This is a genomic window from Actinokineospora sp. NPDC004072, from assembly GCF_053604195.1.
The window spans coordinates 17,534-33,298 of the sequence record NZ_JBSGHB010000007.1 but is presented as its reverse complement, the minus strand read 5'-3'; the positions used below and the strand labels follow the sequence as shown (position 1 = coordinate 33,298).

Below are 15,765 nucleotides of genomic sequence, written 5' to 3'. Positions count from 1 at the left end.
CTCACTTCCGCTTGTCCGCCCGGACGCTAGCCGCCCGCACCGACACCGGCGAAGTTATCCACAGGCCGTGACCTTCCTGTGGCCCCGCCCCCCGCCCCGGGGCGAGGATGGAAGCACGGACCTCTCGACAGGAAGCGGGGAAGGTCATGCGAAAACCATGCGCCACAACGCTTTTGACCACGCTGCTGCTGGCCATCGGGCTGGTCGCCGCTCCGGTCGCCTCGGCGTCGACCGACTACGCCGTCGGGCGCGGCGGGGCCGTGGTCTCCGACACCGCGGAGGCGACCGCGGCCGGGCTGGCGGTGCTGCGCCGCGGCGGCACGGCGGCCGACGCCGCGGTCGCGGTGGCGGCCACCCTCGGCGTCACCGACCCGATGATGGCGGGCCTGGGCGGCGGCGGGTACTGGGTGCACTACGACGCGCGCACCGGCCGGGTGTCCACCATCGACGGCCGCGAGACCACCCCCCACGCCGGGCACGAGCGGATGTTCATCAATCCGGCGACCGGTCAGGCGTACCCGCACGAGGAGGCGGTGACCAGCGGGCTCTCGGTCGGCACCCCCGGGATGCTGGCCACCTGGGAGCGCGCCCTGCACCGGTGGGGCCGCTTCGGCCTGGCCGACGCGCTGGCCCCCGCCATCGATGTCGCCGAGCGCGGCTGGCCGCTGACGCCGACGCTGCGCGAGGAGATCGTGGCGAACCAGGACCGGTTCCGGCAGTTCTCGTCGTCGTCGGAGCTGTTCCTGCCCGGCGGCTCGGTGCCCGCCGTCGGCACGCTCATGCGCAACCTGGACCTGGCGGCGACGTACCGCGAGATCGCCCGGCACGGCACCCGCGCCTTCTACGGCGGGGCGATCGGCCGCGACGTGGTCGACGCGGTGCAGCACCCGCCGCTGGCCCCCGACGCCACCATCGACCCGCCGTCGGGCCGCATGACGATCCACGACCTGCGCCGCTACCGCACGATCGACCGCGCGCCGACGCACGTGAACTACCGCGGGTACGACGTGTACGGGATGGCGCCGTCGTCCAGCGGCGGGATGACCGTCGGGATGGCGCTCAACAGCCTGGAGCGGTTCGACCTCAGCTCGCTGGACCGCCAGCAGGCGCTGCACTACTACCTGGAGGCCAGCAAGCTCGCCTACGCCGACCGCAACCGCTACATCGGCGACCCGGCCTTCGTCCGCGTGCCCCAGCGCCAGCTGCTCATGGAGTCCTACGGCCAGGCCCGCGCCTGCCTGATCGACCCGATCCGCGTCCTCCCGGCCCCCGCTGCCCCGGGCAACCCGTACGGCGACCACGAGTGCACCCCGGCCCCGCCGAGCGCGCCGTCGATGGAGAACGAGGTGCACACCAACCACTTCGTGGTCTCCGACGCCCGCGGCAACATCGTCTCCTACACCAACACGATCGAGGAGGTCGGCGGCAGCGGCATCGTCGTCCCCGGCCGCGGCTTCCTGCTCAACAACGAGCTGACCGACTTCAACTTCACCCCGACCCAGGGCACCGCCCCCGACCCCAACCTCCCCGCCCCGGGCAAACGCCCCCGCTCCAGCATGTCCCCCACGATCGTCCTGCACGACGGCAAGCCCTTCCTGGCCCTGGGCTCCCCCGGCGGCTCCACCATCATCACCACGGTCCTGCAAATCCTGGTCAACCGCATCGACTTCGGCATGACCCTCCGCGAGGCCGTAGCCGCCCCCCGCGCCTCCCAGCGCAACACCCCCACCACCCTCGCCGAACCCGCCTTCATCGCCACCGCCGACCACCTCACCCACCTAGGCCACCGCTTCACCCAACAACCCGCCATCGGCGCCGCCGCAGCCCTCGAATTCACCCCAACCCACACCAAAGCAGTAGGCGAACCCCACCGCCGCGGCGGCACCCACGCAGCCGTAGTAACCCCCGAGCCCTAATCACTCCCCTCCCCACCCCCAAACGACAGCCACCCGACCACGGCGGTCAACGGGGCCAGCGCGACTACGGCAGGCCGGTCGAGCCATGTCAGTCCGACCACACCGTGCCAAGCACGCCAACCGCCGGACCGGTCCAGTCCAGACACACCACGGGCTACCCGGCCATGGTTGGGCGTGGAGGGCTTGGGCGGGGACGGCCACGCAGGCCAGGTAGGGCCTGGCTCGTCCGGCCCGGCCGCGCTGCCCGCGCAGGGCTTGGGCGGGCCTGGCAACTCGAACCGGCCGGACGGGGTTTGGCTGGGCTGGCGTGTCCGAGTGGGCATGGTTGGGCGGGGGGTTGTCGGGATGGGTGGCTGTGGGTTGGTTGGGTGCGGGCACCTCAGGTTGGTTGAGGTGGAGTGGGGCTGGGCTGCCGAGCGCCTGGTGCGGGTGAGGCGGCGGGCTCACAGACCGTCACCTTGGGTTGGTGGGGGCGGGGGTGGCTGGTCGGGGGGTGGCCGGTGTGAGGGTTGGGGGCGGGGGTGGCTGGTGTGGAGGGGGTGTTGGGGGCGGGGGTGGGGGCGCATGATTGGGGGGTGAATTTGCCCGGGCCGTTTCTGACTCTTGTGTCGTTGGTTGTCATCGGTCTGTTGGGGTTGGTGTTGCGGTGGGCGATGGCGGGGGACCGCAAGCGGGACTACGGCATGTTGCGGGAGGTCGCCAAGGTGCCTAGTCGGCGGGCTGCGGAGGTGGTTTCCGAGCGGTTGCGGGAGGTTGGGGTGCGGGCTACGACGGTGCCCTCGCCCGACGGGGAGTCGCTGCGCATCCTGGTCTTCCCGGCTGATGAGCGGCGGGCGATCGACACGCTGCTCGACGACGCTCCGTAGTCGGGTTCTCGACCGATCCTGTGAGGTATTGCACCGGCGGGCTTGCGTTACTGGCCAGTACGCTTCGCCGAAAGGCGTGTGAACGGAGGTTGACGGTGCCGTACCCCGCTGATCGCGAGCGAGACCGGCCGTGGGTCATGCGGACCTACGCCGGGCACTCGTCGGCCAGGAAGTCCAACGAGCTGTACCGGCGGAACCTGGCCAAGGGGCAGACCGGGCTCTCGGTGGCCTTCGACCTGCCCACCCAGACCGGCTACGACCCCGACCACGAGCTCGCCCGCGGCGAGGTCGGCAAGGTCGGCGTGCCGGTCAGCCACATCGGCGACATGCGGGCGCTGTTCGACGGCATCCCCCTGCACAGCGCCAACACCTCCATGACGATCAACGCCACCGCGATGTGGCTGCTGTCGCTCTACGTGACCGTCGCCCAGGAGCAGGCGGAGGCCGAGGGGCAGGACTGGCACGACGTGGTCGGCAAGCTGGCCGGGACCACGCAGAACGACATCATCAAGGAGTACCTCTCCCGCGGCACCTACGTCTTCCCGCCCGGCCCCAGCCTGCGGCTGATCACCGACATGGTGGCCTGGACCGTGGCCAACGTGCCGAAGTGGAACCCGATCAACATCTGCAGCTACCACCTGCAAGAGGTCGGCGCGACCCCCGTCCAGGAGGTCGCCTACGCGATGTGCACGGCCATCGCCGTGCTCGACGCGGTGAAGAACTCCGGGCAGGTGCCCGAGGAGCGCTTCGGCGACGTCGTCGCGCGCATCTCCTTCTTCGTCAACGCGGGCGTGCGGTTCATCGAGGAGATGTGCAAGATGCGCGCCTTCACCCAGCTGTGGGACGAGATCACCCGCGACCGCTACGGCATCGCCGACCCCAAGCAGCGCCGGTTCCGCTACGGCGTGCAGGTCAACTCCCTCGGGCTGACCGAGGCCCAGCCGGAGAACAACGTCCAGCGGATCGTGCTGGAGATGCTGGCCGTGTCGCTGTCGCGCACGGCACGCGCCCGGGCGATCCAGCTTCCCGCGTGGAACGAGGCGCTGGGTCTGCCGCGGCCGTGGGACCAGCAGTGGGCGCTGCGCATGCAGCAGGTCCTCGCCTACGAGACCGACCTGCTGGAGTACGAGGACATCTTCGACGGCTCCCCGGTGATCCAGGCCAAAGTGGACGAGATCGTCGCGGGCGCGAAGGCCGAGATCGACCGGGTGCAGGCGATGGGCGGGGCGGTCGCGGCGGTCGAGAACGGCTACATGAAGACGCAGATGGTGTCCTCCCTGGCCGAGCGCCGCAGGCGGATCGAGGCGGGCGAGGAGATCATCGTCGGGGTGAACCGGTTCGAGGGCACCGAGCCGAGCCCGTTGCAGGCCGGCGGGGTCAAGGCCATCGAGACCGTCGACCCCGTGGCCGAGCGGGAGGCCGTCGCCGCGATCGCCGCCTGGCGGTCCGAACGCGACAACGACGCGGTGGCCAAGGCGATCGCCGACCTCAAGGCCGCGGCCAAGACCGACGCCAACCTCATGGACGCCACCCTGGCCTGCGCCCGCGCGGGCGTGACCACCGGCGAGTGGTCGGCCGCCCTGCGCGAGATGTTCGGCGAATACCGCGCCCCCACCGGGGTTTCCGGCGTGTCGGCCTCCGGCGAGGCGGGCGCGGCGCTCGGCGCGGTGCGCGCGCGGGTCAAGGCGACCGGCGAGGAGCTGGGCGAGCGGCTGCGGATGCTCGTCGGCAAACCCGGCCTGGACGGGCATTCCAACGGCGCCGAGCAGATCGCCGTGCGCGCCCGCGACACCGGCTTCGAGGTCGTGTACCAGGGGATTCGCCTTACGGCGGAGCAGATCGTCGCCGCCGCCGTGCAGGAAGGCGTGCACGTGGTGGGTCTGTCGATCCTCTCCGGCTCGCACCTGGAGGCCGTTCCCGCGGTGGTCGAGGGACTGCGCGCGGCGGGCGCGGGCGACATTCCCGTTGTGGTGGGCGGCATCGTGCCGCCAGATGATGCGAAATCGTTGCTCGAACAGGGTGTTGCCCGTGTCTTCACGCCGAAGGACTACGAGATGACCGAGATCATGAACGCGGTCGTCGACGTCATCCGGGAGGCGAACGGCCTGGTCAACGCCTGATTTGTGCCGATTCGGTTGACCCGATCGGAGTATGCCGTTACGTTCGGTGCCCAGACACGGAACGCACACGCATGCACGAAAAGGGGCGAGCGATGGTCTACCAGGGTTGGACGCGCCGGGATTTCTTCCGGAGAACAGCGTTGGCGGGGGCCATCTCGGTGCCGGTGCTCTCCGCGTGCAGCCAGGTCGCCGAGCCCGGGAACACCCTGGAAACCGCGCGCCAGAACGGGAAGATCCGCATCGGCATCGCCAACGAGGCGCCCTACGGCTTCACCGACGCGGGCGGCCGGGTCACCGGCGAGGCCCCCGAGGTCGCCCGCGCGGTGTTCAAGGCGTTGGGAATCAACGACGTCGAGGCCGTCGCCACCAACTTCGACGGCCTGATCCCCGGGGTGAACGCGCGCCAGTTCGACATGGTGGCCGCGGGCATGAACATCACCCCGGAGCGCTGCGGCCAGGTCGCCTTCTCCATCCCCGACTACACAGCGTTGACCGCGCTGCTGGTGCCCAAGGGCAACCCCGAGGGCGTCACCGACTTCGCCAGCGTGAAGGCGAAGGGCGTGTCGCTGGCCGTGCTGTCGGCCGCGGTGGAGAAGGGCTACGCCGAGGCCGCGGGCGTCACCGACATCCAGACCCTCGACACGCAGGACACCCTGCTGCGCGCGGTGGCCGACGGCCGCGTCTACGCCGCCGCGCTGACCGACATCTCGCTCAAGCACCTGGTCAAGACCAACGCGGGCGTGGCCGTCGAGGTCACCCCCGGGTTCGTGCCCAAGTCCGACGGGCAGGACGTGGTCTCCGCGGGCGGGTTCGTCTTCCGCAGCGGCGACACCGCGCTGCGCGACGCCTTCAACGCCGAGCTGGCCAAGCTGCACAGCAGCGGCGAATGGCTGCGCATCGTCGAGCCGTTCGGCTTCGGCGCGGACAACCTGCCGGGCCCCGACCTGACGACCGAGAAGCTCTGCGCCGCCTGATCCCGTGTCCGACAACCACTCGCGCATAGTCGAGGTACTGCTCCAAGGACTGCCCTTCACCGTCGTGGCCACGCTGGGCGGCATCGCGCTGACCATCGTGCTCTCGCTGGTGGCGGGGCTGGCCATGCTGTCGCGCTCGCGGGCGGTGCGCGCGGTCAGCCGGGCCTACGTGGAGGTCTTCCGCGGCACGTCCGAGGTCGTCCAGCTGTTCTGGATCTTCTTCGCCCTGCCGGTCCTGGTCGGCCTGCAGCTCGTGCCGCTGTTCGCGGGCGTGCTCGTGCTGGGCCTCAACCACGGCGCCTACGGCGCGGAGATCGTCCGCGGGGCCGTGCGGTCGGTGCCCAAGGCCCAGGTGGAAGGCGCGGTGGCGCTGAACTTCACCGCCGCGCAGCGGATGCGGCGCGTGGTGCTGCCGCAGGCGCTGGTGGAGATGGCGCCGCCGTTCAACGTCCTGTTCATCCAGCTGCTCAAGAGCACGGCGCTGCTGTCGTTCGTCCAGGTGCAGGAGATCGTGCAGCGCGGCCAGACGCTGGTGCCGGTCTTCGGCGCGGACATCGGCTTCATCTACGGCGTCGAGCTGCTGATGTACCTGGTGCTGGCGCTGCTGATCACGCAGGTGATGCGGCTGCTGGAGCGGGTCTTCGCCCGCCGGGTCGGCCGGGCCCCGGTCAAGGCGGGGGTGAGCGCGTGACCTGGGACTGGGACTTCGTCTGGGCGTCGATGCCCGCCATCCTGCGCGGTCTGCTGACCACGCTGGAGATCACCGTGCTCGGCTCGCTGCTGGCCTACTCGCTGGGCCTGGTGTTCGCGCTGGTCCGCCGGGCGCCGTACGCGGGGCTGGTGATGCAGGCGTTCATCGAGTTCGTCCGCAGCACGCCGCTGCTGGTGCAGCTGTTCGCCGTCTACTACCTCTTCCCGTCGGCGCTGGGCATCCGGATGTCGGCGTTCACCACCGGCGTGCTGGTCATCGGCATCCACTACGCCTGCTACACCGCCGAGGTGTACCGCGCGGGCATCGACGCGGTGCCGAAGGGGCAGTGGGAGGCGGCGTGCGCGCTGAGCCTGCCGCGGCGTCGCATGTGGACGGCCGTCATCCTGCCGCAGGCGGTGCCGCGGGTGCTGCCCGCGCTGGGCAACTACACCATCTCGATGTTCAAGGAGACGCCGCTGCTGCTGGCCATCAGCGTCGTGGACCTGGTCAGCGCGGCCAAGGCCGAGGGCAGCCAGGCGTACCGGTTCGTCGAGGTCTACACGATCGCGGGCCTGCTGTTCCTGCTGCTGAGCTACCCCGCGTCCCTGCTGGTCCGGAAACTGGAGCGCCGTGTCGCACACCGATGAGCCGATGGTCCGATTCGACGGCGTGGTCAAGCGCTTCGGCGACAACACCGTGCTCGACCACCTCGACCTCACCGTCGCCCCGGGCGAGTTCGTGTCCCTGATCGGGCCGAGCGGGTCGGGCAAGACGACGATCCTGCGGCTGCTGATGACGCTGGAGCGGGTCACCGACGGCGTGATCACCGTCGGCGGCGAGCCGCTGTCGCACATGCGCCGCGGCGGGCGGCTGGTCCCGGCCGACGACCGGCACCTGGCCCGCGCGCGGCGGCGGATCGGGATGGTGTTCCAGCAGTTCAACCTGTTCCCGAACATGAGCGTGCTGCGCAACATCACCGAGGCCCCGGTGCACGTGCTCGGGCTGACCGCGGCCGAGGCCGAGCACCGCGCGCGCGAGCTGCTGGAGCTGGTCGGGCTCACCGACAAGGCCGACGAGCACCCGACCCGGCTCTCCGGCGGGCAGCAGCAGCGGGTGGCGATCGCCCGGGCGCTGGCGATGCGCCCGGACGTGCTGCTGCTCGACGAGGTGACCTCGGCGCTGGACCCGGAGCTGGTGGCGGGCGTGCTCGACCTGCTCGGCGACATCGCCAGGACGACCGACATCACCTTCCTGTGCGTGACCCACGAGATGGGCTTCGCGCGGCAGGTGTCGGACCGGGTGATGATGTTCGACCACGGCCGGATCGTGGAGCACGGGCCGCCCGAGCAGCTGTTCACCGAGCCGCGCGAGGCCCGCACCCGCGAGTTCCTGCACGCGGTGCTCGACAGGTCCTGAGCACAACGGCCGTTGTTCCCGCGAACAACGCGGCCGGGCCGGCATTGACAGCGCCGACGGCGGGGCGCGACGGTGGCGGAGCTAACCCTACTCCCGGGTAGCTTCCGGTTCCGCGACCAAGGAGTCCCCGTGGCCCTGCGCTCCCGACTCGGGCTGATCGCGCTCGCCGCCGCCACCGGCCTGCTCGCCGCCCCGGCCGCCCTGGCGTCCCCCGCCCAGCCCTCGTCCCCCGCCCAGCCCTCGTTCTACGACCCGCCCGCCACCCTGCCCGCGCGCGACGGCGACGTCGTGCGGTCCGAGCCCGCGGCCTTCTACCTCGACCCGCTCAAGCTGGTGCAGGTCGACGCCGAGGTCAACCGGGTCATGTACCGCACCACCGACCGCGACGGCACCCCGATCGCCATCACGGGCACGGTCATCACGCCGCGCGCGGCGTGGCGGGGCGCGGGCCTGCGCCCGATCATCGGCTACGCCGCGGGCACCCAGGGCCTCGGCGACCACTGCGCGCCCTCCCGCCAGCTCGCGGTGGGCAGCGAGTACGAGGGCCCGTTCCTGCAGGGCCTGCTGCTGCGCGGCTACGGCATCGCGATCACCGACTACGAGGGCCTGGGCACCCCCGGCACCCACACCTACGTCAACCGCGTCGTCTCCGGCCGCGCGGTGCTCGACGCCATCCGCGCCGCCCAGCGCCTGCCCGAGGCAGGCCTGCCCGACGACGGCCCGGTCGCCATCGCCGGGTACTCCCAGGGCGGCGGGGCCGCCGCGGCCGCCGCCGAGCTGGCCCCCGGCTACGCCCCCGAGCTCGACCTCAAGGGCGTCGCGGCGGGCGCGATCCCCGCCGACCTGCAGCAGGTGGGCGCGAACCTCGACGGCGGGCTGTACGCGGCCTTCCTCGGCTACGCCGCCGTCGGCCTGGGCGCGGGCTACGGCATCGACATGGACCCGTTCCTCAACGCGCGCGGCCGGGCGCTGTTCGCCGAGCTGGAGGACCACTGCACGATCGAGGCGGTGGCGCGGTTCGCCTTCACCCGCTCCTCGACGCTCACCGCCGACGGCAAGCCCCTGACCGACCTGCTCAAGACCAACCCGCAGCTCAAGGCGATGGTCGACGAGCAGCTGATCGGCCGGGCCAAGCCCGCGGCGCCGATGTTCGTCTCGCACAGCAGGCTGGACGACGTGATCCCGTACGGCGTCGGCAAGAAGGCGGTCCTGGACTGGTGCGGCAAGGGCGCCCGGGTCCTGTTCGCCCCGAACCTGGCCCCCACCCACGTCGGCGGGGCCGTCGCGGCCTACCCGGCGGTGTTCGGCTGGCTGGAGGGCCGCTTCGCGGGCCTGCCCGCCCCGGACAACTGCTGGGCGGCCCCGGTGCTGTAGCGCGGGCACGCGCTACCGTCGAGCGCATGTACCAGCACATCCTGGTCGACCGCGCCGAGGACACCGTCCGCATCACCATGAACCGGCCGTCCCGCCGCAACGCCCTCTCCGCCGACCACCTCACCGAGCTGCTCGACGCCTTCCAGCAGGCGGGCGAGACCGACGCCACCGGGCTGGTCCTGGCCGCCGCCGGGCCGGTGTTCTCCGCGGGCCACGACTTCGCCGACGTGGCCGCGCGGGACGTGGTCGGGGTGCGGGACCTGCTGCGGCTGTGCACCGAGGTCATGCGGACCATCCAGGACATCCCGCAGGTCGTCGTCGCCCGGGTGCAGGGGCTGGCGACGGCGGCGGGCTGCCAGCTGGTCGCCTCCTGCGACCTGGCCGTGGCCGCGGACACCGCGGCCTTCGCGCTGCCGGGCGGCAAGGGCGGGTGGTTCTGCCACACCCCGGCCGTCCCGGTGGCGCGGTCGGTCGGCCGCAAGCGGCTGATGGAGCTGGCCCTGACCGGCGACCCGATCGACGCGGCGACCGCCCGGGACTGGGGCCTGGTCAACTACGCCGTCCCCGCCGCCGAGCTCGACGCCGCGGTGGCCGACCTGCTGGCCCGCGCCACCCGCGGCAGCCGGGCCAGCAAGGCCCTGGGCAAGCGCACCCTCTACGCCCAGCTGGACCGCCCCGAGGACGACGCCTACGACATCGCGCTCGATGTCATGGCCGAGGCGGCCCAGCTGCCCGGGGCCCAGGAGGGCATGGCCGCCTTCCTGGGCAAACGCGCCCCGGTGTGGCCGGACTAGCTGGGGAACGAACGTGCGCGGCGGACGCCCTCGAGAACCGCCGCGCACGTCCCCCCGGGACTGCCTCTTCTCTTACGGCAGGGTGTCCAGGTGCGCAGCCACCGAGTTGGCGAATGCGTACCCGTTCGAGGCGTCCCAGTTGATCGACCACGTCATCGCACCGCGCAGCGACGGGTAGGTGGTCGATGGGCGGAAGTTGCCGCAGTTGGTGCCGCGGGTCAGGCAGTCCAGCGCCCGGTTGACGTTGGCCGGGGACTGGTAGCCCCCGCCCGCCGCGCGGGTCGAGGACGGCAGGCCGAGGCCGACCTGGTCCGGGCGCAGGCCGTTCTGCAGCTGGATGCAGGCCAGCGAGGTCAGGAAGTCGACCGTGCCCTGGGCGTAGACGCCCTGGTCGCAGCCGAGCATCGTGCCCGAGTTGTAGTACTGCATGTTGACGATCGTCAGGATGTCCTTGACCGCCAGCGCGAGCTGGAAGTAGGCGGCCTGGGTGGACTGCATGTCGATCGTCTGCGGCGCCATCGTGATGATCTTGCCGCCGCCCGCGTGGATGGCCCGCAGCGCCTGGGCCATGTAGGTGGCGTTGATGCCGTTCTCCAGGTCGATGTCCACGCCGTCGAAGCCGTACTCGCGGATCAGCGCGACCACCGAGTTGGCGAACGCCGTCGCCGCGGAGGACGAGCCGACCCAGATCGTGCCCTTCTCGCCGCCGACGGAGATGATCACCTTCTGGCCGCGGGCCTGGGCGGTGCGGATGTCGGCCTTGAACTGCTCGTCGGTGTAGCCGCCGAGCTTGCTGGCCAGGGTCGGGTCGAGGTTGAAGTCCACCGCGCCCTGCACGCCCGGGACGGCGTCGGCGAAGGACACGGCGATGATGTCGTACGTGGTGGGCACATCGGCGATCTTGAGCACGCGCGCGCCGTTGTCGAAGTTGTGCCAGTAGCCGGTCAGCACGTGCTTGGGCAGGCCCGTCGGCGGCACCTGGGTGGTGGTCGTCAACGTGGTCGTCGTGGTCGTGCTGGTGGTGACCGAGGTGGTCGGCGTCGTGGTCAGCGTGGGCTCGGTGCCCGGGCCGTCGAGGTTGACGTCGTCGGCGAAGTACGCGGGCTGGCCGTACCAGCCGTGCAGGTACACCGTGACCTGGCGGGTGGCGCCGCCGGTGGTGAACGAGGTGGTCAGCTGCGACCACCCCGTCGACGACGACCACGTGCTGACATCGCCGGTGCCGGTGCCGCTGGCGCCGAGGTAGGTGTAGGAGCCCTTGACCCACGCCGAGAGCGTGTACCGGGCGTTGGGCTGGACGGTGACGGTCTGCGAGCACCGGGCGTTGTCCTGCCCGGCCGGGGTCGCGGTCAGGGCGTAGGAGCCGGACTTCTTGTCGGCCGAGGAGGCCGACCCGGAGCCCGAGCAGGTCCACCCGGTCAGGGACCCGGTCTCGAACCCGGGGTTGAGCAGCAGGTTGGCCGCGGCGGCGCTGCCGGAGAAGGACAGCACCAACCCGGCGCACACCGAGACGGCGGCGACGAGGGCGGCGATCGCCCGCTTGGCTTGGGACGTCATGGCTTGCCTCCAGAGGGCATGCAGGGTGCCCTCAAAATGGACTAGACCATTGCCGGTGTCAAGCCCCGCGCCCGCTGGCCGGACGTCCGTAGCTTGACCAGCGAGACAATCCGGTACGCCCGGTTCAGCGGTTGCGCTCCCAGGCAGACCACAGCAGGACCAACCCGAGCCCGAGCATGACAACGCTCGCGGGCACCTGCACCGCCTCCGGGACGATGTACCGCTGCAGGAACCAGCTGCGCGACCCGTCCAGCAGCGCCGACAGCCCCCCGCCGACCGCCTGGATGCACAGCAGCAGCCCGATGCCCTCCCTCATGCGCGCGCCCCCTCCCGGGCCGTCAAGCTCCACACAGGACCGAACAGGAACCACAGCCCGGTGAGGTACCCCAGGTTGGGCAGCCAGTCCCGCCACAGCAGCTCGGTCTGCTCCGGCGTGCCGACGACGAACGACAGGAACAGGATCAGCACGGCGGCGATCCCGCACGCCAGCACGCACTTGCCCCACTCCCGCCACTCGTGGGCCACCCGCACCGGCCCCGCCTTGGGCAGCTTCACCGGCGGCGGACCGCCCGCGAAGCGGTGGGCCACCCGCACGTCGGCCCAGCGGACCACGCTGTGTCCGAAGGTGACGGTGAAGCCGAGGTAGGTCGCCCCCAGCGCGTGCGCCGTCCCGGCCTCACCGCCCCGGCGCAGGTCGATGACCGTGGCCACGAGCAGCACCACGTCGAGCACCGGCGAGCCGATCAGCAGCGCCGCGCCGACCCGGCGCCACCGCAGCGCGTACCGCGCGACCAGCCCGGCCCCCAGCAGCACCCAGAATCCGACCTCGCAGGCCCCGATCAAGGTGACCAGCGGGTTCTCCCCCATCCATTCCACGACCCCAGCGTGCCCGCGGGCCCCCGCCCGCCGCGTCGGACGACCTGGCGACCCGACCTCATCACTTCGGCGGACGTCCGACGAACGACGGACGCCGCGCGCGGGCCGCTGTGCTGTGATGACCGCGTGGAACGCAGGAGGAGGCCGTGGGAGACGCCGGTCTGGCACGCGGCCATCTGGTTCGGCTTCGGCAGCGTCCTGCTGGCCCTGGACGTGCCGCTGGTGGTCGACGAGGCGCTGGTGCCCGCCCCGGACTGGGCCCGGCTGCTCGTGCTGGGCGCCCTGGCCACCCTGCACCTGGCCCGCCACCGCCACCCGGTGGCCGTGCTCGTCGCCGCGCAGCCGCTGCTGGCCGTCGACGCCGCGATGGGCCTGTCGCTGGCCGCCCTGCTGTCCTCGGGCGACCTGCTGTACTCGGCGGTGCTCAACGGGTCGCGCCGGGCCAGCCGGGTGCTGCTGGCCATGGCCTTCGCCGGGGTGGTGGTCGCCGCGGCGTTCTCCCTGACCCTGGGCCGGGACCTGCGCGACGCCACGATGTACTTCCTCACCCTCGCGCCCATCCCGCTGGTGCCGGTCTGGTGGGCGGCCAACGTGCGCCGCCAGCGCGAGGCCGCCGAGGCCGAGCGCGCCCGCGCCGACCAGCTCGCCCAGATCGCCGAGCTCGACCGCGCCGCCGCCGTGCAGCGCGAGCGCGCCGCGATGGCCCGCGACCTGCACGACGTCATCGCCGGGCACGTCTCGGCGGTCGCCATCCAGTCCGAGGCGCTGCTCTCCCGCTACGGGGGCGACGCGACCACCCGCGCGGTGCTGCGCTCGGTGCGGGAGAACAGCGTCGCCGCGCTGACCGAGATGCGCGCCATGATCGGCCTGCTGCGCTCGGAGTCCCCGGACGCGCTGACCGCCCCCGCGCGGCTGCGCGACCTCGCTAACCTAATCGGCTCCGCCCGCGCGGCGGGCCTGGACGTCGCGGCCAGCGCCGAGGTGGGCGAGCTGCCCGCCGCGGTCGACCTCTCGGCCTACCGGATCGTGCAGGAGGCGCTGACGAACGCGGTCAAGCACGGCGGGGCCCGCGCTGAGGTCAGCGTCCGCCAGGCCGACGGGCGGCTGGTGGTCGAGGTGGTCAACGATGTCCTGACGCCCCGCGAGCGCGGCTCGGGCACCGGGCTGCTGTCGATGACCGAGCGCGCCGCGGCGGTCGGCGGCGCGCTGTCGGCCGGGCCGCGCGGCGACCGCTGGCACGTGCGCGCCGAACTGCCGCTGGAGGAACCGTGAGCATCCGCGTCCTGGTCGCCGACGACCACGCCGCCATCCGGGCCGGGCTGTGCCTGATCCTCGACGGCGCCGAGGGCATCGAGGTCGTCGCCGAGGCGGGCGACGGCGCCGCCGCCGTTCGCAAGGCCCGCGCGCTGCGCCCCGACCTGGTGCTGATGGACGTGCGCATGCCCGACGTCGACGGCATCGAGGCCACCCGAAGGCTGGTGGGCGACGGGATCTGCCCCGTGCTCGTGCTCACCACCTTCGACATGGACGAGTACGTCTACGGCGCGCTGCGCGCGGGCGCGGCGGGCTTCCTGCTCAAGTCGGTGGACTCAGCCCGGCTGATCGAGTCCGTCCGGCTGGTGGCCGCGGGCGACGGGGTGATCGAGCCGAGCGTGACCCGCAGGCTCATCCGCGCCTTCGCCGAGGCCGCCCCGCGCGTGCCCGAGCCGCCGCCGGGCCTGGACCTGCTGACCGACCGCGAGCGCGAGGTGCTCGTCGGCCTCGGCGAGGGCCTGTCGAACCAGCAGATCGGCCGCAAGCTGGGCATCGGCGAGGCCACGGTGAAGACGCACGTCTCCCGGGTGCTGACCAAGCTCGACCTGCGCTCGCGGGTGCAGGCGGCGGTGCTGGCTCAGGAGGCCGGGCTGGTGTGACGCTCCGGGTCGGTCTTGACCCGCCGCACGTCCGCGCCCAGGCGCTGCATGTTCTCCACGAACCGCGGATAGCCGCGGTCGATGTGGAAGACGTCCCACACCTCGGTCACCCCGTCGGCGCACAGCCCGGCCAGGACCAGGCCGACGCCCGCGCGGATGTCGGAGGCCCAGACCGGCGCGCTGGAGAGCACCGGGACGCCCCGCACGACCGCGTGGTGGCCGTCGGTGCGCGCGTCCGCGCCGAGGCGGACCATCTCCTCGACGAAGCGGAACCGCGCCTCGAAGAGGTTCTCGGTGATCATCGAGGTGCCGTCGGAGATCGCGCTCAGCGCGATGGCGAAGGGCTGCAGGTCGGTGGCGAAGCCGGGGTAGGGCAGGGTGACGAAGTCGACCGAGGTGGGCCGCTCGCGCTGCACGACCCGGAAGCCGTGGTCGAGCAGGGACACCTCAGCGCCCGCGGTGCGCAGCTTCTCCAGCACGAGGTCGAGGTGGTGCGGGTCGACGCCGCGGACGGTGATGTCACCGCGGGTCATGGCCGCGGCGAAGGCCCAGGTGGCGCCCACGATCCGGTCGCCGACGACGCGGTGCTCGGTGGGGCGCAGCGAGGTCACCCCGTGCACGGTCAGCGTCGAGGTGCCAGCGCCCTCGATCTTGGCGCCCATCTGCTGGAGCATCACGCACAGGTCGACGATCTCCGGCTCGCGCGCGGCGTTGTCGATCACCGTGGTGCCGTCGGCGAGCACGGCGGCCATCAGGATGTTCTCGGTGGCCCCCACGCTGGGGAAGTCCAGCCAGATCTGGGCCCCGTGCAGACCCTCGGCCTCGGCGACGACGCAGCCGTGCTCGATCTCGGTGCGCGCCCCGAGCTGGCGCAGGCCGCTCTGGTGCATGTCCAGCGGCCGCGACCCGATCGCGTCGCCGCCGGGCAGCGCCACGACGGCCCGCTTGCACCGGCCCACCAGCGGGCCCAGCACGCACACGCTGGCCCGCAGCTTGCCCATCGACGGGGAGTCGGCGCGGTGGTTCAGCTCGGCCGGGGTGGTGATGGCGACGGTGTCGCCGTCGATGGCGACCTCGCAGCCGAGGCTGCGCAGCACATCGGCCATCAGGGGGACGTCGAGGATCTCCGGGCAGTTGGTCACCGTCGTGGTGCCCTCGGCGAGCAGCGCGGCCGCCATCAGCTTCAGCACGCTGTTCTTCGCCCCGACGACCTCGACCTCACCGACGAGCCGGGCGCCGCCGTGCACCTGGAAATGCTCAGTCACGCA

The 15,765-nt window shown here is 72.1% G+C and carries 15 protein-coding genes; 11 read left to right on the top strand and 4 right to left on the bottom strand.

What is annotated here, in order from left to right:
- Positions 1 to 173 precede the first annotated feature (173 nt).
- From ggt to ACWEPX_RS12520, 9 genes are all read left to right on the top strand, one after another.
- Positions 174 to 1,916, top strand: a complete 1,743-nt coding sequence (gene ggt / locus ACWEPX_RS12560) for a gamma-glutamyltransferase (RefSeq protein WP_451897249.1) — start codon at positions 174 to 176, stop codon at positions 1,914 to 1,916.
- Between the two features lie 629 nt (positions 1,917 to 2,545).
- Entirely contained in the window at positions 2,546 to 2,782 is a 237-nt protein-coding gene (locus tag ACWEPX_RS12555) for a hypothetical protein (protein ID WP_451897248.1), read from the top strand.
- Between the two features lie 95 nt (positions 2,783 to 2,877).
- Positions 2,878 to 4,902 carry a protein meaA gene (locus ACWEPX_RS12550; RefSeq protein ID WP_451897247.1) on the top strand — a complete coding sequence of 675 codons (2,025 nt, stop codon included), beginning with the start codon at positions 2,878 to 2,880 and terminating at the stop codon, positions 4,900 to 4,902.
- Positions 4,903 to 4,994: 92 nt separating this feature from the next.
- A complete protein-coding gene (gene ehuB, locus ACWEPX_RS12545; protein WP_451897246.1) occupies positions 4,995 to 5,876 on the top strand; it encodes an ectoine/hydroxyectoine ABC transporter substrate-binding protein EhuB in 882 nt (293 codons plus the stop codon).
- Between the two features lie 4 nt (positions 5,877 to 5,880).
- A complete protein-coding gene (ehuC, locus tag ACWEPX_RS12540) occupies positions 5,881 to 6,567 on the top strand; it encodes an ectoine/hydroxyectoine ABC transporter permease subunit EhuC (protein WP_451897245.1) in 687 nt (228 codons plus the stop codon).
- Positions 6,564 to 7,214: an ectoine/hydroxyectoine ABC transporter permease subunit EhuD gene (ehuD, locus tag ACWEPX_RS12535; RefSeq protein WP_451897244.1), complete on the top strand. Its 651-nt coding sequence runs from the start codon at positions 6,564 to 6,566 to the stop codon at positions 7,212 to 7,214. Before ehuC ends, ehuD begins: the two co-directional genes overlap by 4 nt.
- Before the next feature lie 4 nt (positions 7,215 to 7,218).
- Positions 7,219 to 7,983 (top strand): ectoine/hydroxyectoine ABC transporter ATP-binding protein EhuA, encoded by a 765-nt coding sequence (ehuA, locus tag ACWEPX_RS12530; RefSeq protein ID WP_451897489.1) that lies wholly within the window; start codon positions 7,219 to 7,221, stop codon positions 7,981 to 7,983.
- Positions 7,984 to 8,112: 129 nt separating this feature from the next.
- Complete coding sequence (locus ACWEPX_RS12525) at positions 8,113 to 9,357, top strand: lipase family protein (protein WP_451897243.1); 1,245 nt, start codon at positions 8,113 to 8,115, stop codon at positions 9,355 to 9,357.
- Positions 9,358 to 9,383: 26 nt separating this feature from the next.
- A complete protein-coding gene (locus ACWEPX_RS12520) occupies positions 9,384 to 10,151 on the top strand; it encodes an enoyl-CoA hydratase-related protein (protein ID WP_451897242.1) in 768 nt (255 codons plus the stop codon).
- Between the two features lie 72 nt (positions 10,152 to 10,223).
- Here the strand turns inward: ACWEPX_RS12520 and ACWEPX_RS12515 are convergent, their stop codons facing one another.
- The 3 genes from ACWEPX_RS12515 to ACWEPX_RS12505 form a co-directional block, all read right to left on the bottom strand.
- Complete coding sequence (locus ACWEPX_RS12515; protein WP_451897241.1) at positions 10,224 to 11,708, bottom strand: chitinase; 1,485 nt, start codon at positions 11,706 to 11,708, stop codon at positions 10,224 to 10,226.
- A gap of 124 nt (positions 11,709 to 11,832) precedes the next feature.
- Positions 11,833 to 12,024: a hypothetical protein gene (locus tag ACWEPX_RS12510; protein ID WP_451897240.1), complete on the bottom strand. Its 192-nt coding sequence runs from the start codon at positions 12,022 to 12,024 to the stop codon at positions 11,833 to 11,835.
- Entirely contained in the window at positions 12,021 to 12,575 is a 555-nt protein-coding gene (locus ACWEPX_RS12505) for a hypothetical protein (protein WP_451897488.1), read from the bottom strand. Before ACWEPX_RS12505 ends, ACWEPX_RS12510 begins: the two co-directional genes overlap by 4 nt.
- A gap of 135 nt (positions 12,576 to 12,710) precedes the next feature.
- Between ACWEPX_RS12505 and ACWEPX_RS12500 the strand changes: the two genes are divergently transcribed.
- Together ACWEPX_RS12500 and ACWEPX_RS12495 are read left to right on the top strand one after the other, a co-directional pair.
- On the top strand, positions 12,711 to 13,856 hold the full coding sequence (locus tag ACWEPX_RS12500; protein WP_451897239.1) for a sensor histidine kinase: 1,146 nt from the start codon (positions 12,711 to 12,713) through the stop codon (positions 13,854 to 13,856).
- Positions 13,853 to 14,497, top strand: a complete 645-nt coding sequence (locus ACWEPX_RS12495) for a response regulator (protein ID WP_451897238.1) — start codon at positions 13,853 to 13,855, stop codon at positions 14,495 to 14,497. Before ACWEPX_RS12500 ends, ACWEPX_RS12495 begins: the two co-directional genes overlap by 4 nt.
- Here the strand turns inward: ACWEPX_RS12495 and murA are convergent.
- Positions 14,476 to 15,762 carry a UDP-N-acetylglucosamine 1-carboxyvinyltransferase gene (murA, locus tag ACWEPX_RS12490; RefSeq protein ID WP_451897237.1) on the bottom strand — a complete coding sequence of 429 codons (1,287 nt, stop codon included), beginning with the start codon at positions 15,760 to 15,762 and terminating at the stop codon, positions 14,476 to 14,478. The two genes, ACWEPX_RS12495 and murA, sit on opposite strands and share 22 nt — an antisense overlap.
- Between the last annotated feature and the right edge of the window lie 3 nt (positions 15,763 to 15,765).